This window comes from Bacillus changyiensis, assembly GCF_027706145.1.
GTDB classification, from domain to species: Bacteria; Bacillota; Bacilli; order Bacillales; family Bacillaceae; genus Bacillus; species Bacillus changyiensis.
The window spans coordinates 808014-831733 of sequence record NZ_JAQFWW010000001.1; the positions used below are offsets into that span (position 1 = coordinate 808014).

21 protein-coding genes are annotated in these 23720 nt (G+C 39.9%); 1 reads left to right on the plus strand and 20 read right to left on the minus strand.

Annotated features, from left to right (window positions below):
- Window position 1: 1 nt before the first annotated feature.
- The 14 genes from rsgA to PDT38_RS04330 form a co-directional block, all read right to left on the minus strand.
- Window positions 2-883: a ribosome small subunit-dependent GTPase A gene (rsgA, locus tag PDT38_RS04265; protein WP_270799255.1), complete on the minus strand. Its 882-nt coding sequence runs from the start codon at window positions 881-883 to the stop codon at window positions 2-4.
- A gap of 11 nt (window positions 884-894) precedes the next feature.
- Window positions 895-2841 (minus strand): Stk1 family PASTA domain-containing Ser/Thr kinase, encoded by a 1947-nt coding sequence (pknB, locus tag PDT38_RS04270; protein ID WP_270799257.1) that lies wholly within the window; start codon window positions 2839-2841, stop codon window positions 895-897.
- On the minus strand, window positions 2835-3599 hold the full coding sequence (locus PDT38_RS04275) for a Stp1/IreP family PP2C-type Ser/Thr phosphatase (RefSeq protein ID WP_270799258.1): 765 nt from the start codon (window positions 3597-3599) through the stop codon (window positions 2835-2837). The genes pknB and PDT38_RS04275 overlap by 7 nt, the downstream gene beginning before the upstream one ends.
- A gap of 7 nt (window positions 3600-3606) precedes the next feature.
- On the minus strand, window positions 3607-4695 hold the full coding sequence (rlmN, locus tag PDT38_RS04280) for a 23S rRNA (adenine(2503)-C(2))-methyltransferase RlmN (protein WP_270799259.1): 1089 nt from the start codon (window positions 4693-4695) through the stop codon (window positions 3607-3609).
- Complete coding sequence (rsmB, locus tag PDT38_RS04285; protein ID WP_270800129.1) at window positions 4696-6042, minus strand: 16S rRNA (cytosine(967)-C(5))-methyltransferase RsmB; 1347 nt, start codon at window positions 6040-6042, stop codon at window positions 4696-4698. It lies immediately after the preceding gene.
- On the minus strand, window positions 6029-6982 hold the full coding sequence (gene fmt, locus PDT38_RS04290; RefSeq protein WP_270799260.1) for a methionyl-tRNA formyltransferase: 954 nt from the start codon (window positions 6980-6982) through the stop codon (window positions 6029-6031). Before fmt ends, rsmB begins: the two co-directional genes overlap by 14 nt.
- A gap of 4 nt (window positions 6983-6986) precedes the next feature.
- Window positions 6987-7469 carry a peptide deformylase gene (gene def, locus PDT38_RS04295; RefSeq protein WP_270799262.1) on the minus strand — a complete coding sequence of 161 codons (483 nt, stop codon included), beginning with the start codon at window positions 7467-7469 and terminating at the stop codon, window positions 6987-6989.
- 31 nt (window positions 7470-7500) lie between these two features.
- On the minus strand, window positions 7501-9918 hold the full coding sequence (priA, locus tag PDT38_RS04300) for a primosomal protein N' (RefSeq protein WP_270799264.1): 2418 nt from the start codon (window positions 9916-9918) through the stop codon (window positions 7501-7503).
- Complete coding sequence (gene coaBC, locus PDT38_RS04305; protein ID WP_270799266.1) at window positions 9915-11132, minus strand: bifunctional phosphopantothenoylcysteine decarboxylase/phosphopantothenate--cysteine ligase CoaBC; 1218 nt, start codon at window positions 11130-11132, stop codon at window positions 9915-9917. Before coaBC ends, priA begins: the two co-directional genes overlap by 4 nt.
- A gap of 79 nt (window positions 11133-11211) precedes the next feature.
- Entirely contained in the window at window positions 11212-11412 is a 201-nt protein-coding gene (gene rpoZ / locus PDT38_RS04310; protein WP_270799268.1) for a DNA-directed RNA polymerase subunit omega, read from the minus strand.
- 4 nt (window positions 11413-11416) lie between these two features.
- The gene (gene gmk / locus PDT38_RS04315; protein WP_172294746.1) at window positions 11417-12031 is read right to left on the minus strand and encodes a guanylate kinase; all 615 of its coding nucleotides are present in this window, start codon (window positions 12029-12031) and stop codon (window positions 11417-11419) included.
- 8 nt (window positions 12032-12039) lie between these two features.
- Window positions 12040-12309, minus strand: a complete 270-nt coding sequence (gene remA, locus PDT38_RS04320; protein ID WP_172294744.1) for an extracellular matrix/biofilm regulator RemA — start codon at window positions 12307-12309, stop codon at window positions 12040-12042.
- A 79-nt stretch (window positions 12310-12388) separates the two neighbouring features.
- Window positions 12389-13264: a YicC/YloC family endoribonuclease gene (locus PDT38_RS04325; RefSeq protein ID WP_270799271.1), complete on the minus strand. Its 876-nt coding sequence runs from the start codon at window positions 13262-13264 to the stop codon at window positions 12389-12391.
- Between the two features lie 121 nt (window positions 13265-13385).
- Entirely contained in the window at window positions 13386-16058 is a 2673-nt protein-coding gene (locus PDT38_RS04330) for a calcium-translocating P-type ATPase, SERCA-type (RefSeq protein WP_270799273.1), read from the minus strand.
- 129 nt (window positions 16059-16187) lie between these two features.
- On the opposite strand from PDT38_RS04330, the gene PDT38_RS04335 reads away from it, so the two are divergent.
- A complete protein-coding gene (locus PDT38_RS04335) occupies window positions 16188-17915 on the plus strand; it encodes an Rqc2 family fibronectin-binding protein (RefSeq protein ID WP_270799275.1) in 1728 nt (575 codons plus the stop codon).
- Between the two features lie 43 nt (window positions 17916-17958).
- Here PDT38_RS04335 and PDT38_RS04340 read toward each other — a convergent pair whose 3' ends face one another.
- The 6 genes from PDT38_RS04340 to cobA all read right to left on the minus strand — a co-directional run bounded on the left by PDT38_RS04340 (window position 17959) and on the right by cobA (window position 23688).
- Window positions 17959-18378 (minus strand): DUF6678 family protein, encoded by a 420-nt coding sequence (locus PDT38_RS04340; RefSeq protein ID WP_270799276.1) that lies wholly within the window; start codon window positions 18376-18378, stop codon window positions 17959-17961.
- A 187-nt stretch (window positions 18379-18565) separates the two neighbouring features.
- Complete coding sequence (locus tag PDT38_RS04345; protein WP_270799278.1) at window positions 18566-19327, minus strand: methyltransferase domain-containing protein; 762 nt, start codon at window positions 19325-19327, stop codon at window positions 18566-18568.
- Between the two features lie 749 nt (window positions 19328-20076).
- Complete coding sequence (locus tag PDT38_RS04350; RefSeq protein WP_270799280.1) at window positions 20077-21402, minus strand: hypothetical protein; 1326 nt, start codon at window positions 21400-21402, stop codon at window positions 20077-20079.
- 272 nt (window positions 21403-21674) lie between these two features.
- The gene (locus PDT38_RS04355) at window positions 21675-22163 is read right to left on the minus strand and encodes an NAD(P)-dependent oxidoreductase (RefSeq protein ID WP_270799281.1); all 489 of its coding nucleotides are present in this window, start codon (window positions 22161-22163) and stop codon (window positions 21675-21677) included.
- On the minus strand, window positions 22163-22912 hold the full coding sequence (locus tag PDT38_RS04360; RefSeq protein WP_270799282.1) for a sirohydrochlorin chelatase: 750 nt from the start codon (window positions 22910-22912) through the stop codon (window positions 22163-22165). Before PDT38_RS04360 ends, PDT38_RS04355 begins: the two co-directional genes overlap by 1 nt.
- Window positions 22912-23688, minus strand: a complete 777-nt coding sequence (cobA, locus tag PDT38_RS04365) for a uroporphyrinogen-III C-methyltransferase (RefSeq protein ID WP_270799284.1) — start codon at window positions 23686-23688, stop codon at window positions 22912-22914. The genes PDT38_RS04360 and cobA overlap by 1 nt, the downstream gene beginning before the upstream one ends.
- Window positions 23689-23720 lie beyond the last annotated feature (32 nt).

Sequence of the window (23720 nt, forward strand, 5' to 3'; positions counted from 1 at the left end):
TTTAATACCTCGGCTTTCTATCTTTTATTTCGGTTAAAAATTCAACATAATGGTCATACCGATAAGATGCAATTTCTCCCGTTTCTACAGATCTTTTAACAGCGCAATTTGGCTCTTTTATATGCAAACATCCGCGAAATTTGCACTCAGCGCTTTTTTCAGCAATTTCCAAAAACGTATCCCCTAATTCTTCTGCTTCAATACCGGAAAACTCAAGCGAACTGAAACCAGGTGTATCGGCAACAAGTCCATTACCTGTATAAATAAGTTCGACATGTCGGGTTGTATGTTTTCCCCTTCCTAAATGGCTTGAAATTGTATCGGTTTTTAGCTGAAGATCAGGACTGATCGCATTTAAAAGAGAAGACTTCCCCACACCTGACTGACCGGCAAATACGGTGATATTGTTTTTAAAATGCGGAATGAGATTGCTTAAACTACTCTCATTTTTAGTTGAAGCTAAACAAACGTGATAACCGATCTTGCGATAGTCTTCTGCATATTGATCAATCTCTTTTAGACAATCCTCTGATAGTAAATCGGTCTTTGTAATACAAATGATCGGTTTAATCTGATTTGCTTCAACAAGTACTAAAAAACGGTCCAACAGTGAAGTGCTAAAATCGGGCTCTTTTGCGGAAAACACAAGAACAGCCTGATCAACATTGCTAATAGGAGGTCTGACAAGCTGATTATCTCTCTTTTTGATCTCCAACAAATAACCTTCTTTATCATTGTCAGCCTGATAAACAACATGATCACCAACAAGAGGAGTGACTTTGTTCTTCCTGAAATTCCCTCTCCCCCTACATTGAATGATTTGATCTCCATCCAATACATAATAAAAGCCGCTTAACGCTTTTATAATTTTGCCCTCAGGCATAGTGCACCTCCTTATTCATCCTCAGGATACTCAATGGTTTTTGATTTGACTACTTTATCATTGATCATGACTTGATAATAACCTTTTTTGCCAGGACCAATTTTAAATTTGATTGTTCGCTTCGTTGGCTCTGTAATCTTGAAGTGTTCATAAGTGTCAGAAATGCTATGATCTTCATCATCTATTGCAATCTTGACGTCTAGTTTTTCTCCTTCTGATTCCGGTTCATAAGGTATGTCAATTTTTTCAGTTACTGATTGAATTGGTTTTTCTTTAGGTCCAAGAGAAAATGTGACCTCAATTTTTTCACCTGGTTTCACAGCTGTCCCTGCTGCTGGTTTCTGCTTCATGACTTGCCCTTTAGGAACATCTTCGGAATGCGCTTCTTTTTCAACAAGGACTAGTTGATGATCATCTAAATAACCTGAAGCGGCTTGTTTGCTGTAAGTTGTTAAATCTCTTAAAGATGTTGCTTTTGGTCCTATGCTAACCGTTAATTTGATCTCATCGTCATCCGGAACAATTTCAGTTCCTGCTAAAGGCTGTTGACTAATAATGGTACCAGCCGCTTCGTCATCATTTATCTCTTCAGTAACCACATGTTTAAAACCATTTTGTTCAAGGAGTTTTTTACCTGCATCAATGTTTTGTCCTGTCACATCATTGACTTCTTTTCTTTCTTTGCCTGAACTTTTATAAAGCTTGATTGTTGAGCCCTCTTTAACAACATCGCCCGCTTCTGGGTCAGATTTTACAATCAAACCTTCTTTTATGTTTTCATCTGCTATATCTTCAGTATTTGGATCAATTTCAAACCCTTGCTTCTCAAGCTTTGAGACAGCCTTTTTATATTCAAGTCCACCAACATTGGGAACTTCTATATCTTTAGGCATAAACAATGATGGAAACACTGTAACGGCTAAAACAGCTGATGTCGCTAAAACAAAAAATAGTGTTAATAAAACGAGCAGCCAAACTTTTCTTTTTTTCTTTCTTTTGCCTTTTTTCGATACAAGAGGGGTTTCTTCGGACTGATTTGTGTTTGCTGGCTCAGAGGTTTTCTGCTGATCTTTAATAATCGGAATCGCTTTTGTCATTTCATCTGTAGGAATGACAAATTTGTTTTCATTTATTCTATCAGGATCAAAAGCCGTCTTTAGATCTTTTTCCATATCTTCTGCCGTATCATAACGATGAAACGGATCTTTTGTCGTTGCCTTCAGGACAATATTTTCGACGCTTTGCGGCACAGATGCATTCCACCTTTTTACTGAAGGGGTTTCTGCCTGCAGATGTTTAAGTGCGATGCTGACCGCTGATTCTCCTACAAATGGGGTCTGAGCTGTCAAGAGCTCAAACATGACAATACCAAGTGAATAAATGTCAGATTTTTTCGTTGATAATCCACCTTTTGCTTGTTCAGGTGAAAGATAATGGACAGAACCCAAAACCGAATTGTTATGAGTAATGGTTGTTGAACTTAATGCCATGGCAATACCAAAATCAGTTACTTTAATATGTCCCATATGATTGATTAAGATATTGTGGGGTTTGATATCTCTGTGAACGATTTGATTATCATGGGCATGGGCAATTGCAGAAACAATCTGCTCCATGATATTGACTGCTTCTTTCGGATGAAGAGCACCATTTTGGTTTATGTATTCTTTGAGAGTCATCCCCTCAACATACTCCATGACAATATAATAGATGTTATCTTCTTCTCCAACATCATAAATGCTGACGATATTCGGATGATCAAGACTGGCAGCAGACTCTGCTTCCCTTCTGAACCTTTTGATAAAATCGGCATCATGAACGAAGTCAAATCGCAGAACTTTAATGGCAACTTCCCGATCAAGTATGATGTCTTCAGCTAAATAGACATTTGCCATGCCTCCTCCGCCAATGACGCGTAGGATTTGGTAACGGCCGCTAATTCTTTTGCCGATCAACACTTGTCTTCACCTACTTTAGTTTGGGAAGGAAGCTCTAATAACACGACAGTGATGTTATCATCACCACCATTGTCATTTGCCATCTGGACAAGCTGTTCTGCCGTATTTTCTATAGATATTGAAGCATGCAGAACTTCTTTTAGCTTTAGATCATCTACCTTGTTCGTTAAACCGTCAGAACATAATAGAATTTGATCACCTGGTTCGACTTCAAAAGAACGCGCCTCAACAGTTACTGTCGGTTCTGTCCCAAGGGCTTTTGTCAACACGTTTTTTCGCGGATGGTGTTGAGCATCTTCTTTCGAAATGCTTCCCGTCTTCACCAATTCATTAACGAGCGAATGATCTTCTGTAAGCTGCGTAAAGCTGCTTTCATGCAACAGATAACAACGGCTATCTCCAATATGGGCCACCGTTAAAGATTTCCCTGTATATAATACACTGACAACCGTTGTCCCCATTCCTTGGCATTCTTGATATGTTCTCGAATGGTCATGTAATTTTTGATTAACAGCAGCAATTTGTTCTATCAACCAAGCTTCACTATCAGCAGGGGTAGACGGAATCGTTTCCGCTTGCTCCCAAATGTCTCGAAGGGTTGAAACCGCCATCTTGCTTGCTACATCACCAGCAAGATGGCCTCCCATTCCATCACAAACAACTGCCAACACAAGCTCCTCTGTTTTTGTAAAAATGCCAGCATCATCTTCATTATGCTGCCGTATTTTCCCCTTATCCGTTATTAAGGCTGTTTTCAACCTTGATTCACCTCGTCTCTTCTTGACGCTCCTTTGCTCGCAACTGTCCACAAGCAGCGTCAATATCATGGCCTTGCTCTCTTCTGATTGTCACATTCACTCCATGTGCTTTTAATGTTTTTTCAAAGGCAAAAATCTGCTCTTTCGGTGTTCTGACATAGTCTCGTTCAGGTACATAATTGACGGGAATTAAATTAACATGACATTTGATTCCTTTTAATAAGCGGGCCAGTTCTTCAGCATGTTCAACCTGATCATTGACACCGCCAAAAAGCCCGTATTCAAAGGTAACTCTTCTGCCAGTTTTCTGAATATAATAGTCAACCGCTTTCATTAACTCAGGTAATTTGTACGCTCTGTTGATCGGCATTAAGCGGCTTCTGATCTCGGTGTTCGGTGCATGCAGGGAAATCGCAAAATTAATCTGCAATTTTTCATCTGCGAACTGATAAATTTTCGGCACAATCCCACTTGTCGATACTGTGATGTGACGTGCACCGATGTTCAGTCCTTGATCATGGTTGACAATTTTTAAAAATGCGAGCATTTCTTGAAAATTGTCAAACGGCTCACCAATTCCCATAATGACAATCGAACTGACGCGCTCATCTGTTTCATCAAGCGCTTGCTGAACTTTGACAACCTGTGCCACGATCTCGCCCGCTTCAAGGTTTCTCTTTAGTCCTCCGAGCGTAGAGGCACAAAATGTACAGCCGATCCGGCAGCCAACTTGTGTCGTTACACAAACAGAGTTGCCATATTCGTGTCTCATTAAAACGGTTTCGATTGTATAACCGTCATGAAGTTCAAATAAAAATTTCATCGTGCCGTCCTGGGATGTCTGTTTGACAGCCGTTTTTAAAGTTGTCAAGACGAAATGCTCTTCCAGTTTGGCGCGAAGTTCTTTTGAAAGGTTTGTCATCTCAGCAAACGATGTCACCCTTTTTTCATAAAGCCATTCAAAAATTTGTGAAACGCGGAATGGTTTTTCATTGTGATCCTTTAGCCATTTTTTAAGCTCATCCATTTCAAAAGAATAAATGGACGGTTTACTCGTTCGTAACTCTTTTCTAACTTTTTGTTTTGATTCAGTCATTTATGATCCCTTCTTTCTCATGCTGCAAATAAAGAAGCCGTCGGTGCCGAAATAGTGAGGCAGAATTTGAATGCTACCGTTTTCTACATAGGGTACCGTCTTTTCTGGAAGCCTCTCTTTCAGTGTAAGATCAGCTTCAAATTCTTGATGTTCTCCTAAAAAAGCTTGGACCACCTGGTCATTTTCCGCCTTGTCCATCGTGCATGTACTGTATACAAGTGTACCGCCTTTCTTTAACAAAGGGGCAACTTCTCTTAATATCGCCAGTTGAATTCCAGCAAGCCTTGCGCTGTCAGCAGGTGTCTTACTATATTTCACATCAGGCTTTCTGCGAATGACACCAAAACCTGAACATGGAGCATCAACTAAAATCCGATCAAATTGTTCCGTTTTGAAGGCTTCCCCAGCTTTTCTAGCATCCATCGTTGCGGTTTCAATATTTGATAGTCCGAGCCGTTCAGCTGCCTGCTTTATCAATTTTACTTTATGCTGGTGAAGATCGAGAGAGATCACTTTTCCAGTACATTTTAGAAGCTCACCGATATGTGTTGATTTTCCTCCCGGTGCAGCACAGGCATCAAGGACTGATTCTCCAGACTTTACACCTAGTGCCCTCGCAACCAACATGGAGCTTTCATCCTGAATGGTCACAGCACCTTCTTTAAAAAAGGAGCTTCCCGCTATGGTTCCTTTTAACAGTTTGATTGCATCCTCAGACAAGTCACCTTCTTCAGCCTTAATTCCTTCTTCTTGCAAAAGGTTTAGTAAGGTGCTCCTGTCATACTTCAGTTCGTTGACACGAATCGTCTGTTTAGGTGGAATCATATGAATCCGACAAATTTGTTCAGCCGCAGCAAATCCATATGTATCAGTCCACTTTTTGACAAGCCACTCTGGATGGCTCGTTTCAATGGCTAAACGTTCAATCGGATCGGTGATTTCCGCAAAAGAAGGTACACCCTCTCTTTGAATCGAACGCAGGACTCCATTCACAAATGAAGAAATTCCTTTATGACCGCGTTTCTTAGCAATTTCAACAGCTTCAAACAATGCGGCTCGGTCTGGGATTTTCTCAAGATATTCCATTTGATATAGTGACATTCTTAAAAGATGAACCACCCATAGTTTCACCTTTTCCGGCTTTTTAATGAACGGTTTTAACATATAATCAAGTGCAAGTTGATGTTGAAGTGTTCCATAAACAAGTTCAGTTAATAATCCTCTGTCTTTATCATTTAAGTCGTGTGTTTTCATAACAGACTGCAGTAAAAGGTTACTATATGCCTGATTTTGATCAAGTTTAATCAATGCGTCAAGTGCAACTTCTCTCACATTACTTTTCTTCATCATGATGACCTAATTTCGTTCCGACTTGAAGACTAGTTCCTCTGACAAAATCTTCGCCCTTCATTCTTTTTTTCCCCGCGGGCTGCAGTTCTGTTATTTTTAAATAGGTCCTATTACCTGTTGCTACAATAATACCGTCTTTTTCGATGCTGATCACTTCTCCTGGTGAAGCATTCTTCTCAGCAGATACTTTTTGCGCTTCCCAAATTTTCAATGTTTGCCCAAAGAGGAGCGTGTAGGCGACAGGCCAAGGATTTAAGCCACGGACTTGATTATATAAATCCTCACCAGATCTTGACCAATCCATCCGTTCTTGCTCTCTTTTAATATTCGGTGCATATGTCGCTCTTTCTTCATTCTGCTTTTCTGGTGTAACAGAACCCTTAACGACCTTCGGAACTGTTTGAGAGAGAAGCGCTGCTCCTGCTTTGCTAAGTTTATCATGAAGAGTTCCAACATTATCATCTTCATCGATAGCAACCTCAACTTTGGCAAGCATGTCCCCAGCATCTAGTTTTTCCACCATATACATGATTGTAACACCTGTTTTTTGCTTATCTTCAAGAATGGCGTAATGGATAGGCGCACCTCCGCGAAGTTCAGGCAGAAGTGAGGCATGAACATTGATACAACCATATTTCGGATAATCTAACAGTTTACTCGGTAAAATTTGACCGAATGCTGCCGTAACAATTAAATCTGGCTTCAAGTCAAGGATTTTATCTATCTCTTGTTCCTCTCTTACTTTCTCAGGTTGAAGTACAGGAATCCCGTGCTTTATTGCTTCTTCCTTCACAGGAGGTGGTGTCATCACCTTTTTTCTGCCTTTCGGACGGTCTGGCTGTGTGACAACTCCTACCACTTCATAGCCGTCGTTAATCAGCGTATTGAGAACTGGAACTGAAAAATCCGGGGTTCCCATAAAAACGATCCTTGTCATCCAATCATCCTTCCATTTCCTCAAGTTCTTCCTCATCATAATATCGTATAATTTTGGATGTAAATAAAATTCCATCTAAATGGTCAATCTCATGGAGAAGTGCTCTCGCTAAAAAGCCGTCCGCCTCAATTGTAAATGGCTTTCCGTGGCGGTTTAATGCCCTCACTTTAACATGATCAGATCGGTTGACTTCTCCATATAAACCAGGAAAGCTTAAACAACCTTCAGGTCCTATTTGCTCACCACGTTGTGCCATCACCTTCGGATTGATCAGCTCAATTCTTCCCGTCTCATCACCAATATCGACAACAGCGACTCTTTTTAAGACACCGATTTGCGGGGCCGCAAGTCCGACTCCGTCAAATTCGAGCATCGTATCATACATATCACCCAGTAGTTTTCTTAAAGATTTATCAAATGCCGTTACAGGCTCAGCGGGTGTTTCCAGAACATCCGCAGGATATATGACAATCGATTTTACTGCCAATCTAAAAAGCCCTCCATCACAATATTATTTCTTACATCATCATATAAGGATTCATATCGATCGAAATGATTAACTGCTTTTCTTCAATATCGCGGTTGTAATGATCCATCATATTTTTTAGTAAAGATGTAAGCTCGTTTTCCTGTTTGTATTTTATCACGCATTGATAGCGATATCTATCTTTGATCTTGACAATAGGAGAAGCGGCAGGTCCAAGAATTTTGGCATCACCAGAAATATTCTTTTTTAAATATTGGGCAATTTTTTCTGTAACGAGAGCTGCTTTTGTGACTTCTTCGTGGGAAACCGTGATGAGCGCCAAATAATAATATGGTGGATAAGCCTGATATTTTCTGTGTAACATCTCCTGCTGAAAAAATGCCTCATAATCATGTGTTTTTGTTAATTGAATGCTGTAATGTGAAGGTGTATACGTTTGAATAATGACCCGACCCGTTTTTTGATGACGTCCTGCTCTGCCGCTGACCTGTGTCATCAACTGAAATGTTTTTTCTGCTGCTCTAAAATCAGGGATATGCAGCATTGTATCTGCACTAAGCACACCAACTAGTGTCACATTCTCAAAATCCAAGCCTTTGGCAATCATTTGTGTTCCCAACAAAATATCGGCTTTCCCTTGTCCAAATGAAGATAGCAGTTTTTCATGGGCTCCCTTTCTAGATGTTGTGTCTACATCCATTCGAATCACTCTAGCTTGTGGAAGAACTTTGTTTAATTCTTCTTCAACCCGCTGTGTACCTGTTCCAAAATAACGGATATGCTCACTGGTGCACTCTGGACAGGTTGCCGGCATCCCTGTTTCAAAGCCACAATAATGGCATTTAAGACGCTGCCCTGCCCGATGATATGTCAAGGAAATTTCACAGTGGGGGCATTGGATCACATAACCGCAATCTCTGCACATGACAAACGATGAATAGCCCCTTTTATTTAAAAAAAGGACAGCTTGTTCACCTTTTTCAAGCATTTGTTCAAGATCTGCCATTAACTCCCTTGAAAACATTGACCGATTTCCGTTTCTCAGTTCATTTCTCATATCAATAATCGAAACATCTGGCATAGCTTGATAATTGACGCGATATTTTAGAGAAAGTAGCTTGTAGACCCCTTTTTTTGCCCTTGCAAATGATTCAAGTGTCGGTGTGGCACTGCCAAGAATGACCGGACATTTGTGATACTGAGCTCGTTTGATGGCCACTTCTTTCGCATGATATCGCGGCATTTCTTCTTGTTTATACGATGTTTCATGTTCTTCATCAATAATCATCATACCTAGATTTTCAAACGGGGCAAAAATCGCCGAGCGTGCGCCTACAACAAGTCGGACTTCCTTGCGGTGAATTTTTCGCCACTCGTCATATTTCTCACCTGTTGAAAGACCACTGTGCAAAACCGCCACCTGGGATCCGAAACGACCTTTAAAACGTTTGACCATCTGCGGTGTCAGTGAAATTTCTGGAACAAGAACGATGGCTTCTTTACCAGCCTTTAACACCTTTTCAATCGACTGAAGATAGATTTCCGTTTTACCACTTCCTGTGACACCATGTAGGAGAAATACATCATGTCGGTTTTTTTCAAGAGCTTCAGAGATCGCTTGATAAGCTTGAGTTTGCTCTTCTGTTAACGAGAGTGGTTCGGTTTTTTTGAAACTTTTATCCTGAAAAGGATCTCGATAAACTTCCTCTTCACTTTCTTGTAAAAGACCTTTTTGCAAAAGTGCTTTTAATGATGTAGAAGAGCCTCCTGTTTTTTCGAACAGATCTTTAACAGGGACTGACTGACTTATTTCTTTCTCAAGGAAAAACTCGAGAATCGCTTTTTGTTTAACAGCTTGCGGCGATAGTTCATCAAGCGCTTTTTGCAACTTCGCTTTCGAGCCAAGCAGAGCCACCGTCTTGCGCATCTTTTTGTTTGTTTTTTGGGAAACCTTGTATGCTACTTCAAGATTTCCCGCCTGAACTTGTTGCTGGATAAGCTTTAATACATTATGATCATTAATTTCTGTGTAGGGAAGTGATATTTTACCAGAAAATAAGCTTTTTAATGGCTCTGTCAGCGGTTTGTTTTTAATCACTTTGATTTCTTTCGCGTATTTGGCTTTCATTGCTGCCGGGAGCATCGCCTGTAAAGCCGTCGTTTTATAAGAAAGTGTCTTTTCTGTCAGCCAATCAGATAGTTCAAGCAACTCCTCAGTTAAAACAGGTGTCAAATCAATCATGTCAGCAATATATTTGACTGACTTCTCAGAGAGATGAGAGTCATCTTTCACATTGATGACAAACCCTTGAACTTTTCGGGGGCCAAAGGGTACGATGACCCGCATCCCTTTTTTAATCATCCCTTTCCATTTGTCAGGGATTCGGTAATCAAACGGTCTGTCGAGATTTTTTGTGGTGACATCAACGATCACTTCAGCAAAATTCATGTAAGTTCCCCGCTCCGTTCAACTAGCCCGGCGACCTCTCGCAAAATCTCTGCTGCAGTTGCTTGTTTTGACATAAGCGGATATGCATGTTGGCTGCCATCACGATGATAAACAGTCACAATATTGGTGTCTGTTCCAAAACCTGCACCATCTTCAGCAATATTATTAGCAACAATCATGTCTAGATTTTTCACCATCAGTTTTTCTTGCGCATAATCTTCGACATGTTGTGTTTCTGCAGCAAATCCAACTATGATTTGGTTTGTTTTCCGCTCTCCTAGTTCTTTTAAAATATCTTTTGTTCGTTCAAGCTCAATCACCAGTGCGCCATCTTTCTTTTTCAGTTTGTGATCATGGATATGTTTTGGTTTGTAGTCTGCGACAGCAGCCGTTTTAATGACGATATCGCTCTCCGCAAATCGAGACAAGACCGCATCAAACATATCAGCAGCAGAGGTAACGGAAACAACCTCAACATCTGTTGGTGCTTGAAGTGAGGTTGGACCGGTAATCAACGTGACATGAGCCCCGAGCTTCTGAGCTTCTTCAGCGAGCGCATAGCCCATTTTCCCTGTTGAATGGTTTGAGAAAAAACGAACTGGATCGATTTGTTCCCTTGTTGGACCTGCTGTGACAACAACGTTTTTTCCTTTTAGTGGACTGTCTTGCTTAGCAGAAAAATGCTCTTTAATAAGTTGGATGATCTGTTCCGGTTCCTCCATCCTACCTTTCCCTACATAACCACAGGCAAGATATCCTTCACTAGGTTCAATAAACCGGTAGCCATCTTTGTAGAGAGTACCGATATTACGTTGAACCGCTGGATGGTCATACATATGAACATTCATGGCTGGCGCAATCCAAACAGGAGCACATGTGGCCAAAAGTGTTGTTGTTAGCATATCATCAGCTATTCCTGAAGCAAGTTTCCCAATGATATTTGCCGTTGCTGGTGCAATGATGACTAAATCAGCCCAATCAGCCACATCAATGTGGGCAATCACATGGGGATTCCGTTCTTCAAATGTATCTGTGTATACTTCATGACGCGAGAGTGCCTGAAAGGTAAGTGGAGAAACAAATTGACAGGCTGATTTGGTCATCACGACTTTCACATTAGCACCAGCCTGCACAAGTTTACTCGTTAATGCGGCCGCTTTGTAGACCGCAATCCCTCCGCTCACACCTAACAAGATGTTTCGATTTTTCAGCATCTTTTTCTCCCCCTATGCCTTGTTGATAGTCCTTTAAAAAAATAACAACCTACTGGATAGGTTGCTATTTTTACAATTATTAGCGATTTTCCTTTTCAAATGTAAGCAGACCTGCATCGATTTCTTCAAGCGCTTTGCCGACATATTTATGGGACTTTGGATTTTCAATTCGCTGATCTTTATTGATCTGCATTTCACGAGCGCGCTTTGCTGATACAGTTACAAGCGTATATTTTGAATCAAGTTTACCCATTAAAGAGTCAATTGACGGATCTAACATATTTTTATTCAACCTCCAACATTTTCTTATACCTAGGAGCAACACGGACACGCTTTAGGTGTTCAGCGAGTACGATTGCTTTAATCTTTTCGCATGCATGCTCAATACTGTCATTTTCCACAACATAATCATAAGCATCCATCAATTCGATTTCTTCTTTGGCAGCCCTCATCCGGTTTTTGATCAGAGCTTCGGATTCTGTACCTCTCGTTACAATCCGATTTTTCAGTTCTTCTAGACTTGGTGGCGCCAAAAAAATAAACAGGCCTTCAGGAAAGGCTTTCTTCACTTGAAGCGCGCCTTGAACTTCAATTTCTAAAAAAACGTCTTTTCCTTCCTGAAGTGTCTTTTCAACATAATCGACTGGTGTTCCGTAATAATTGCCTACATATTCGGCCCATTCCAGTAGCTGATTGTTCTCAATCATGTCTTCAAATTGTTCGCGTGTCTTAAAAAAGTAATCGATGCCATCTCGTTCGCCTTGTCTTGGTTTACGTGTTGTGACTGAAATCGAATACTCAAATGCTGTGTCCTCTTGAGCAAACAGCGCCTGTCTAACTGTTCCTTTGCCAACACCGGAAGGACCAGAGAGAACGATTAATAATCCTCTTTCTTTCATACGGCTTTTTATCCCTGCCCTTCTTCGATCATTTCTTCTTTGGCTGATAGCCTTTGTGCTACTGTCTCAGGCTGAACAGCCGATAAGATGATATGGTCGCTATCCATAATAACAACCGCACGGGTTCTTCTTCCATATGTAGCATCGATAAGCATACCTCGATCTCTTGCATCTTGGATCATCCGTTTGATGGGCGCTGATTCCGGACTCACAATCGAAATAAGCCGATTTGCGGATATAATATTACCAAAGCCGATATTAATCAGTTTAATCGTCATCTTATACGTTCCCCCTGTATTTGAACGTCTCTTCTAGTGTAGCCTGTTGAGATCGTCCGTAAACAATAAGCACAATCCACTATTCTATATTCTGCACTTGTTCTTTTATTTTTTCAATAGAGCTTTTCATTTCAACGACATGTTTTGTGATTTGGTGATCATTCGCTTTTGAACCAATCGTATTGGCTTCCCGGTTTAATTCTTGGACAAGAAAATCGAGCTTGCGCCCAATCGCTCCACCCGTTTCACAAATGTCACGAAATTGGCTAAAGTGACTTTTCAACCTTGTCACTTCTTCTGTAATATCAGAGCGGTCAGCAAATAAAGCCACTTCTGTCAACAGTCGGTTTTCATCCATACTGTCTGATGACCATTCTTCAAGCCGTGCTTTGAGACGTTCCCGGTAATGATCAACAACCATTGGAGCAAGTGTTTCGATTTCTTCTGTCAGCTTTTCAAGCTTAGCAATATGGAGAAGGCAATCCTCTTTAAGTCGCAGGCCTTCAGCTTCACGCATCCCGCACAATTCAAGGACAGCCACTTCAACAGCCTCAAGCAGTACCTGTTCAAGGTGTTGAAGTTGAACAGGCTCCTCTTCGACCTGAACAACGTTTTCAAACTGAAAAGCGTCATGAAGTGTAACTTCTCCTGATAGCTGATAACGCTCTTTCATCTCTCCGGCAACCGTGATATATTCTTCGAGCAGCGGCCAATCAACCTTGATTTTTCGGCTAACTAAAGCATCACCATCAACCGACACGAACAGCTCGAGCCGACCTCTTTGTATATGTTTAAAAATCTTTTGCTTGATTGTCTCTTCTAAATAGAGCAATGGCCTTGGCATACGAGCATTCACTTCTTTAAACCGATAGTTGACAGACTTCAGCTCAACAGCTGCTGTCAAACCATCCTTTGTTTTGCTGGCACTGCCGAAACCAGTCATACTCCGAATCATATAACACACCCAATTCTGTTTAAGTGAGCAAAATGTAAACCGTTTTACTTCCACTTTATCATCGTAACACTCAAAAAGGTAATAGAAACCTCTATTACCTTTAAGATTATATCATACAAGCCTATTTTTTTCTTGTCAAAAGTGAGCCGGCAAGTAAAAAAGTTGGAATAGCTGACATCCCGATAATAAGGAGCCAGTCCGTCATTAAAATTGGCACAGTGTGGAAAATCGGCTGCAGCGGCGGATAATAAATGACCACAAGCATCAATAAAATTGACGACAGAACAGCACCAAGCAGATAGATGTTTTCAAACGGGTTACGGTCAAAAATGGACCGTTCACTACGACAATCAAAGACATGGATCAACTGGGCAAGCACCAATGTCGCAAAAGCTACAGTTTGCGCATAAGCAAGCGCTTCTGGATTGCGGTGATAAATGAACATAAATGCGGCGAGTGTCGCAATACCAATTAAAAAACCGCGTGAAACAACTTTCCAGCCAAGTCCTCTCGCAAATACGCCTTCTTGCGGATGCCGTGGTTTTCGGTGCATGACATCACCTTCAGGTTGATCCATTCCAAGCGCCATAGCTGGCAGTCCGTCTGTGACAAGGTTTACCCATAAAATCTGAATCGGAACCAATGGCAATGGCAGTGCAAGTAGCATTGCAAATAGCATCACAAGGATTTCACCGACATTTGAAGCTAATAGATACCTAATGAACTTGCGAATATTCTCGTAAATATTCCGTCCTTCCTTAATTGCCGATTTAATGGTAGCAAAATTATCATCGACAAGAATAAGTGATGAAGCTTCTTTGGCGACATCTGTACCCGTGACCCCCATTGAGATGCCAATATCAGCCTGCTTTATAGCTGGGGCATCATTCACTCCATCCCCTGTCATAGCAACAATATGGCCATTTTCCTGATATGCGTTGACAATTTTCAATTTGTGTTCAGGTGACACTCTGGCAAACACGTAAACATCTTCAACAATATTTGTCAATTCTTCCTGAGAAAGTTCATTCAGTTGCTGCCCATCAATGACTTTTCCACGATGTGGTAATAGACTTAGATTTTTTGCAATTGCAGTAGCTGTCATAACATGATCACCTGTAATCATGACGGTTTTAATCCCTGCTTCTCGGCATTCTTTAATCGCTTGTTTCACCTCTGGCCGAGGCGGATCAATCATGCCCAAAAGTCCAACAAATGTTAAATTGGATTCTGCTTTTTCAATAGTGGGATTCTCACCATTTTTCAATGGTTTGAAAGCAACAGCAATCGTTCTTAGCGCTTGAGAAGCAAGTTTTTCAAGTACATTGCTTGTTTCTTTCATTCGGTCTTTTGTAAACGGTTCTCGTTTCCCTTGTTTTAACGTGTGCACGGATCGCTTCATTAAAACATCAGGTGCACCCTTTGTAATGACAAAACGTTTGCCGTTTGTATCCTCAGCAATGACAGACATCATCTTTCTTGAAGAATCGAATGGAAACTCTTCAACAATCTTAAAATGTCCATCAAGATATCGATCTGTAAACCCGGCTTTTTTGGCTGCGATCAGTAAAGCACCTTCGGTTGGATCTCCATCTAAACGGAACTCACCATCTTCCTCTGTAATCGAGGATGAATTGCATAATGCTCCAAACAATAAGACTTGCTGTAAAGTCTTATGATTTTTCACTTGAACGTCCCTACCGTTCATGGTGAATGAACCTTCAGGATTGTACCCGACACCTGTAACATTCCATGTTTCTCCTTCTGACCAAACATGAGTCACTGTCATTTTGTTTTGTGTCATTGTACCCGTTTTATCAGAACAAATAATTGAGGCACATCCTAAGGTTTCAACAGCAGGAAGCTTTCTAACGATCGATTTTTGTTTGATCATTCGCTGGACTCCGAGAGAAAGAGCAACTGTGACGATAGCCGGCAATCCTTCAGGTATCGCAGCAACAGCAAGTGAAACACCTGCTAAAAACATATTGTACAGGTCATGTCCTTGAAAAACTCCGGTTCCCACTACTAATATGGTTAAAAATAAGGCGGCGACAATCAGGATTTTACCGAGTTCTTCAAGCCTTCGCTGCAATGGTGTTACTGTCTTTCCGGCTGATTCAAGCATATCCGCAATTTTCCCCATTGCTGTATTCATACCAGTACCTATGACAACTCCGCTACCACTTCCTCTTGTGACAAGCGTCCCCGTAAAAGCCATGTTCTCTAAATCACCTAAAGACACATCATCAGCTTGAATCGCTTCTGAATGCTTAGAAACTGGCAATGATTCCCCCGTAAGTGCAGACTCTTCAATTTCAAGACTTTTTGTTTCCAACAGTCTCATGTCAGCACCGATCCGATCACCGCTCATAAAACGGACAACATCCCCTGGTACAAGTTCTCTGGAAGCAACTTTGATCCACCTTCCGTCACGAAGCACTGTCACTTGAGGTGCTGACAATTCCTTTAATGCTTCAAGTGAGCGCTCCGCCCGTCTTTCTTGAAAAAACCCGAGAATCCCATTGACAAAAATGATGGCAACAATCGCAATTGCATCAATGTATTCACCTAGAAAACCAGAAATTAACGTTGCTGCAAGCAACACCAGCACCATAAAATCTTTAAATTGTGAAAAAAACAAAGCGAGCGCCGAGGTTCTTTCTCCTTCTGAAAGTTCATTGACACCATACTTTCCGCGCCGTTTTTCCGCTTCTTTTTCTGTTAATCCTTCGTTCATGGACGTTTTTGTTATCTTCAATAACTCGCCTTGTCCCATTTCATGCCATTTCATTGAATCGTCCACTCCTCCTACCCTAGGAACTTTTAAGGTTACATCTCTACAAGTCAATTTATTCAGACTCGTCCAAAATCATGCTATAATAATGAAATGAATAAATGAACGAGAAAAGGGTGTATTCGTATGTCGTTTGATGGCATTTTTACATATGGAATGATAGAAGAATTAAACAAAACCATTGAGGGTGGCCGGATTTCAAAGATCCACCAGCCATATAAACATGAGCTTGTTTTTCATGTCAGAGCAAATGGGAAAAACCATAAACTGCTGCTATCTGCGCATCCCAGCTATGCGCGGGTTCATTTGACGACCGAAACATATGATAATCCGAGTACACCACCCATGTTTTGCATGCTACTCCGCAAACATTTGGAAGGCGGGTTTATAGAGAAGATTGAGCAGATTGGAATCGATCGTTTGATCGTTTTTCATATCAGAACCCGCAACGAGATTGGCGATATGCTTATCAGAAAGCTCTACGTGGAAATTATGGGTAGGCATAGTAACATCGTGGTAACTGACGGAGAAGGAGAAACAGATATGATCATTGACAGCTTAAAACACCTGTCACCTTCAATCAACAGTTATCGGACCGTTCTTCCCGGTCACACGTACATCCTCCCTCCAGCTCAAAACAAGTTATTACCACTTGAAACAGATGCGGAGCACATCCTTCGCTACTTGAATTTCCAGGAAGGAAAATTGGATAGACAAATTGTTGAAACATTTTCCGGTGTCTCGCCACTGTTTGCAAAAGAAGCTGTATTTCGTGCAGGGCTTGCGAACCGAACAACACTGCCAAACGCGCTGATGAAGATGTTTAGCGATGTGAAAGAGCACAAGTTTACACCTCAATTGGTCAACAACAATGGAAAAGAATATTACTATCTCCTTGATTTGACTCATGTAAACGGAAATAAGCGAACCTTCACGACTTTAAGTGAACTTCTGGATCGTTATTATTTTGGAAAAGCAGAAAGAGATCGCGTGAAACAACAGGCCCATGATTTAGAACGATTTGTCATCAATGAAAAGAAAAAAAACGAAAAAAAAATTAGTAAACTTGAAAAAACACTTGAACATTCAGAAAAAGCACAAGTATATCAGCTTTATGGAGAGCTTTTAACAGCAAACCTTTATCAATTGAAAAAAGGTGACAAAACCGCGAACGTCATTAACTACTATGATGAAAATGGTGCGGAAATTACGATTCCGCTTAACCCGAATCAAACACCATCGGAAAATGCCCAAAGCTATTTTACAAAATATCAGAAGGCCAAAAACTCCGTTGATGTTGTCAAAGAACAAATCAGGCTAGCCGAAGCGGAAATCGCTTATTTCGACCAGCTTACTCAACAGCTGTCAAGTGCTTCTCCAAGGGATTTAGAAGAAATTCGCGAAGAACTTGCAGAAGGAAAATACTTGCGGAGCAAACAACGGCAAGGGCAAAAAAAGCAAAAAAAACAAGCACCGTCACTTGAATTATATGAATCTACAACAGGGGAAACCATTCTTGTTGGGAAAAATAATAAACAAAATGAGTATTTGACGATGAAGCTTGCCGCACGTGACCATATTTGGCTTCATACGAAAGATATTCCCGGGTCACATGTTGTGATTAAAACGAGTGAGCCCGATGAAAAAACGATTCTTGAAGCAGCCCAAATCGCTGCTTATTACAGTAAAGCGAAACAGTCTTCTTCAGTTCCTGTTGATTACACGAAAATACGCCATGTGAAAAAGCCGAATGGGGCAAAACCAGGCTTTGTCACATATGACAATCAGCAAACTTTATTTGTCACACCTGATGAAGACCTGGTGATTAGACTAAAAAAAGGCGCTAGTAAATAGGCTTCTTTAATGGTAGGGGAACCTTTTTGGCTCCCCCTTTTCGTTATGGCTTCAGGTTGAATATTTCTGTGCTGTTAACATAACCATAAATGCAAATTGTGCGACCTTCTTGAACAAATGGAATGTTTAGCTTTTGTAATATGTCGATGAATGGGTCAGTGATATCAAATATTTCAGGTTCAATCAGTCTACCTCGATGTTTTACATATCTAGGTCTGACTCGCATCCATTCTATGGAATAAAACGGACCCAACCCGTGCTGCCAGTCACCCCAATACCATACATCTTCTTCAAAGTTTTCTGTATCAGGAGGATCTTCTAATACATACTTCACTTGGAAAGCAGGAGGAAACGGCAAATTATCAATTACAAATTTCTGCAATTGTTCCCATTTCGTGTTGTTCATAATTGAAGCTAATTGTTTTTTATTCACAACTGCAAGAACCTTTTGCTTTTCGTCCATATAGTCCTCCTAAAATCGCAAGATCTGTCTTACGATAAAATTTTCTGATAGTCTGAATACAGTTCGGACTCGTTCGGTAAATGCAACAGGTACGAGGTGAAAATGAGCCGTGATTGGCCCTATCTCTTCATGCTCCCTGAAACAGGTACAGTTATCTCGATTCCAACATGAAACAGTATACCGACCTCTATATCGCCCTAGCTTTAATTATAAAGCGATGTTGCTTTACATCATAAAAGCCCTTAGATTGAATATTTTTGTGTATTTTATATAAGTTTTCTTCATATTTTTCAATACTGAAGTCGGGAACTTGCCAAGGGATTGCTTTTAAGTAATATACTAATGCTCCAACATCATAAAATCTTTGAATTGGGAATTCTTCATGACTATATAATATTTCAAACTTATTCATTTTTAGTTCCTGTAATGCTGTTGTCAGATTCCAGTTTTCAAATTCTTTATTCACTGAGGCATTTAACGCTTTATTGATTTCAATACAATCTAATCCTCCAACTTGCTGTGTTAAGAACGTGCCATTTTCTTGAATGATTCTTCTTACTTCTTTAGGTGAGTAAGATTCATGTTGATTTAAAATCAAGTTAAACTGTTTATCATGAAATGGCAGGTCAGAATCCTCTTCAATTGGGACAACCGTTATTTCCAAAGGTTCAAGATTTACTTTTGCTATTTCAACGTTTGGTTTGTAGCCTTCTGTTGCAAAAACAGAGCATGGAAAAGGTCTGAACATAGATAACAATTCTCCACCACCAGTCCCCATGTCCAACATTGCACTTGCATTTTGAATGAGAGGTATTGCCAAACTTCCATATGACCATGGAAGTAAACTACTTCTCATCCGTCCCGTCCCTGCAATTAAAGAAAAGTTCCATCCAGAAAACTCCTTAGTTACATCTTTTATGAAATTCTTAAACTGATCTTCTTTTATCATCTTTTTACCTCCCAAAAATTGTTCTATTTGTGCAAATCATTAAAGGGAGGTCCTCTTACATAGCATGTGAGTTGTTATCTTTCATGTTCCAATCGATTCATATTTAAAACCTCAAATAAAGGGATTTTTTTAATCATTTTTATTATAACAAAAACTAACATTAAGCGATCATGGATTTAACATTATATGTTAATCAAAGACAAGTATGCTGTCAAAATATCCTTTTCAATACTTTATCCTTCTTGACTTTAAAACAAACTATTCTTAAAAAAGGTCTTCAGAATCATTCCTAGTTATTAATATGTTATGTATAATATTCAAAAAAGGAATGATATCTGAACTTATGGTGATCATTAAAAAGATTATATTTGGCTTCGTGATTTGTCATATTACTTTTTTGATCCTTCTCTATTTAAACCTATATCGTATGGGAGACCTTAAAGACGTAGGTGAATCATTGAGTTATGCATTCTTTATTCTCTCATACCTTTCAGCACTTGCATTAATTGAATACTTATTTGTTGATTTTATTGTTAAGAAATTTTTTCATTTCCGAGCCTCTTTTAATATCATCTTAATCTCTCTATTAACCGTATTTGTGCATACTTCCAGTTTGTATTATTTTCAAATTAAAGATTTCTTATTTCTAAGTATGACATCTTTTAGTGCTTTTATTATGAGCCTCTCTATTCCTTTTATTGAAAAAAAAACGCACTGATTAATTTGAAGTTCAGTGCATTTTAATATTATTAAAACTTAACATTTATGTTTATATACGCATTGGGCATTGGTGGAGCAAGATACTCAAATCCTTTATTTTTTGCTTTAAATAAAGGAATCATTACATCAGAGTATGGAATGTATGCATACATTTCATGATTTGGCGCTTGGTCTCTGGTGCCACTTACTGTTACCCGACCATTTTTATGTGCAACAATTCCTGTACCATAGGTTATCCCGGGAGAAGCCCAACCAAAATCATTAAAAGCCACTTTAGTATTATGATGAATCACAAAGTAATTCATTTTCTTATCACGTGCCCCTTGAGAGAAAGTGATATCCTTGGCTGAGGCTCGCTTTTTCTTTATAAATTCCCCTTTTTTTGTGTACAATCTAGTGTATCCAACACTTTTTTTGAAAAATGTTTCGGACCCCGTACTCCAAAATCTTGCAACCGCTTCAGTTTGAGTACGGTGGGATCCTCTTGAAAAACTAAAAGATCTATTATCTCCACCAAACTTATAACTTTTTGTCCATCCACTAACCAATGAACTTGCTCTAACATATTTATTTGGAATAAAGGTTCGATATTTAATGCCAATCTGATTTGGATGAGGTCCAACAGGTGGTTCCCAAGCAGGGTTATTCACTCTTTCATTTTGCTTTGGCACTCTAATTGCTTTGATATATTCGTATGGTCTGTAATAATAATCTTTTATTTTGTCAAAACTTAAGGCTTGTCCTGTATTTTTAAACTCTTCATTTACTTTTTTAATTTCTGACTCGCTTAATCTTTTTGTTGCTACAAATTTGTATACATAAGTTTTTCCTGGTTCAATATTATCATCTACAAGCTTTGTGCCTGCATTATTGTCTATTAGCTTCTCATCTTTATATATTTCTATTTTCCCATCAAAATCATCCTGGATATTTCCTCTCAGTTTTAATGATAGTACATGATCATTAATTGTACTGTCTATATACACATCAGACTTTAAAGGATCGGGCATATTTTCATCATAAGCACTGTTCACTTTTGCTCGATTTTCAGGCAATGTCATTGTGTCAATATTGAGTGAGTCAACCCTTTTTCCGTCTTTGTATGACACAATATTAAAATCTTGTGGGCTAACGGACTTTAGATTTCTTTGGACATACTTTGACTTTGTCCCCTTCCACACTAGCTTTCCTGCGGAGTAGACTTCATACCGATCACCAGTGTCATTCCAGTCTAATTTAACTTCTTTTGAGGTTGGATGAATGATTGTTTTTAGTTCTGCTCCTTTCGCTTGACCGATTTGGGCAATATAAATGAGCACTACAGATGCAAGACCAACTAATAACTTTTTACCCAAAAAACCTCCTCCTTTTTTCATTTATTCTATAAATTAACACAAGAGCATTTTATATACAAATTGTTTTTTGAAATTTTTTCTATTAAATAACTCTCTACAAAACTCTTTCCTCATTAAATGAAAATCAGAAAGTAAAAAAGCAGGACCCTATATAAAAGTCCTACTTTTTACGTTAATACTTTTTTTATTTTAGTGGTCTCCGTCTCCGTCTCACTCTCATCCCACCCTTAAAGTGGATGTTGAGAAAATATTTATTATACATTCCGCTACGGCTAGCCCCCTCTTCTTTTCTGGTATAGTCCATCAATTTCTTTAACAAACTGGTCATCAATCATTCCCTCAATCTGATCTGCGAGTTTTACCGTGTGGCTTGGGCTTGCCCCATTTGTCGAGACGGAAACTGTGATTTTTCCTTTGTTAATGATTTTAGGGACATAAACATTTCCAAGCTTCGCTTCACTGGCAACATTGACGAGCTGATAAGGATTGGCTGATGCGGCAATTCGTTTGTTTGTCTCAGGGTGATCAGTTGCTAAAATAATTAAAAAAGCGCCTTTTACATCTTCTGGGTCAACTTTTTTTCGCTTCCAGTCAATCGAATGTGATCTGATCAGTTCAAGCATGTCCTCTGATACTTCTGGACTTACGACTGTAATCGTTGCACCTTGACTGAGCACCGTTTTCAACCGCCTTGTCGCAATCCGTCCTCCTCCTGCAATGACAATCGCTTTTCCGTTCATGTTGATATGTAGTGGTAACATCAGTCTTTCCCCCTAAAATCAAAAATTGTTTCCTCAACTCGCTGTAAAAATGATTTTTTTACATGGGGGTGAAAACCGAGATATTTTGTCAGTACAATATCAGGATTGGTTTCTTGTAATGTTTCAGTTTCCCGTTCAATTTGATTCATCAGTATCCCTGTAAACAGCAGATATGGAACGATAAATGTTGTTTTCCCGTCACTTTTTTTATACCGTGATAACACTTCTTGATAATGAGGTTCACAAGCAGTCATAAAACAGGAAATCACCTCTTCAACTGGAGCAAGTGTTTGCAGACGGGCGGCGATCTCCTTGACATCTCGTTTGACATCCGGGTCTGAGCTGCCTCGGGCAACCAATATGATCCGCGCATGTTCAACAGGTCTTCCTGTTTCCTCTATTCGACCTAAAACGGCTTTCATGACTTCCCGATCAACTCCAATCGGCCTGCCGTAAGTGACATGGACTGAAGGATATTGTGCAGAAAGATGGGCGATTTCTTCGGGCATATCTTTTTTGGCATGTGCGGCGGTTAACAACAAAAGTGGTACAGCCGCAATATGTGTCGCACCTTTTTCGACACAAGCTGTAAAGCCAGCTTCAATATTAGGTGCAGCTAACTCCAAAAAAGCCACTTCCTGAATGGGGGCGGCTAGATCTGCTTTACAACTTTCTAAAAAAGCTGTCGCTTCTTGCTGAGCTTTTTTTAAACGACTGCCATGACTAATATATAAAATTGCTTGTTTCATTATGATAGCGCCTCACTTAATAGCTTATTTTTGAGTTCTGTTTCGAACCAATTGATGTTTGAATGGAAATGGACGACATCTCCAATGACAATTAGGCTTGGATTGGTAATCTTTGCGGTTTTGACTGTTTCAGCAAGTGAATCCACGGTACAAACCACGGTTGTTTGTTGCTCTGTCGTTCCCCAGTGGATAAAAGCAGCCGGTGTTTGTGGATCTCTGCCATTTTGAATGAGACGTTTTTCAATTTGTTCAATATTTTTAATCCCCATATAAATGACGAGTGTATCAATCCCAGTAGCCAACGTTTTCCACTTTTCTTCGAGGTTCTCGTCTTGTTTATAATGGCCTGTTACGAAAGCGACACTTGAACTAACTTCCCGATGGGTAACAGGAATACCTGCATATGCAGCGGCCGCTATTCCAGATGTAATACCGGGAATCACTTCAAATGAAACCCCATGTTCGGCAAGGTTTTCCACTTCCTCGGCCCCTCTACCAAATACAAATGGGTCTCCTCCTTTTAGTCTGACTACATTTTTCCCTTTTTTCGCATACTTGACAAGGAAATGATTGATTGTTTCTTGCTTCATTGTGTGATAATTGGGGAGCTTTCCGCAATAAATCAGATCTGCTTCTCGTTTTGCATGTTGTAAAATCTGATGATTAATCAGTCGGTCATATAAAATACAATCCGCTTTTTGGATCGCTTTTAAAGCTTTGATTGTTAATAAGTCAGGGTCTCCAGGACCTGCCCCAACGATATACACTTTTCCCATCATCGGTTTCCCCCATATCATTATATATGAAA

Coding starts and splice junctions, on each gene's coding strand:
- rsgA (WP_270799255.1), bottom strand. CDS start 883: ATGCCTGAGGGCAAAATTATAAAAGCGTTAAGCGGCTTTTATTATGTA.
- rlmN (WP_270799259.1), bottom strand. CDS start 4,695: ATGACTGAATCAAAACAAAAAGTTAGAAAAGAGTTACGAACGAGTAAA.
- rsmB (WP_270800129.1), bottom strand. CDS start 6,042: ATGAAGAAAAGTAATGTGAGAGAAGTTGCACTTGACGCATTGATTAAA.
- fmt (WP_270799260.1), bottom strand. CDS start 6,982: ATGACAAGGATCGTTTTTATGGGAACCCCGGATTTTTCAGTTCCAGTT.
- priA (WP_270799264.1), bottom strand. CDS start 9,918: ATGAATTTTGCTGAAGTGATCGTTGATGTCACCACAAAAAATCTCGAC.
- coaBC (WP_270799266.1), bottom strand. CDS start 11,132: ATGCTGAAAAATCGAAACATCTTGTTAGGTGTGAGCGGAGGGATTGCG.
- rpoZ (WP_270799268.1), bottom strand. CDS start 11,412: ATGTTAGATCCGTCAATTGACTCTTTAATGGGTAAACTTGATTCAAAA.
- gmk (WP_172294746.1), bottom strand. CDS start 12,031: ATGAAAGAAAGAGGATTATTAATCGTTCTCTCTGGTCCTTCCGGTGTT.
- remA (WP_172294744.1), bottom strand. CDS start 12,309: ATGACGATTAAACTGATTAATATCGGCTTTGGTAATATTATATCCGCA.
- PDT38_RS04325 (WP_270799271.1), bottom strand. CDS start 13,264: ATGATTCGGAGTATGACTGGTTTCGGCAGTGCCAGCAAAACAAAGGAT.
- PDT38_RS04330 (WP_270799273.1), bottom strand. CDS start 16,058: ATGAAATGGCATGAAATGGGACAAGGCGAGTTATTGAAGATAACAAAA.
- PDT38_RS04335 (WP_270799275.1), top strand. CDS start 16,188: ATGTCGTTTGATGGCATTTTTACATATGGAATGATAGAAGAATTAAAC.
- PDT38_RS04340 (WP_270799276.1), bottom strand. CDS start 18,378: ATGGACGAAAAGCAAAAGGTTCTTGCAGTTGTGAATAAAAAACAATTA.
- PDT38_RS04345 (WP_270799278.1), bottom strand. CDS start 19,327: ATGATAAAAGAAGATCAGTTTAAGAATTTCATAAAAGATGTAACTAAG.
- PDT38_RS04355 (WP_270799281.1), bottom strand. CDS start 22,163: ATGTTACCACTACATATCAACATGAACGGAAAAGCGATTGTCATTGCA.
- PDT38_RS04360 (WP_270799282.1), bottom strand. CDS start 22,912: ATGAAACAAGCAATTTTATATATTAGTCATGGCAGTCGTTTAAAAAAA.
- cobA (WP_270799284.1), bottom strand. CDS start 23,688: ATGGGAAAAGTGTATATCGTTGGGGCAGGTCCTGGAGACCCTGACTTA.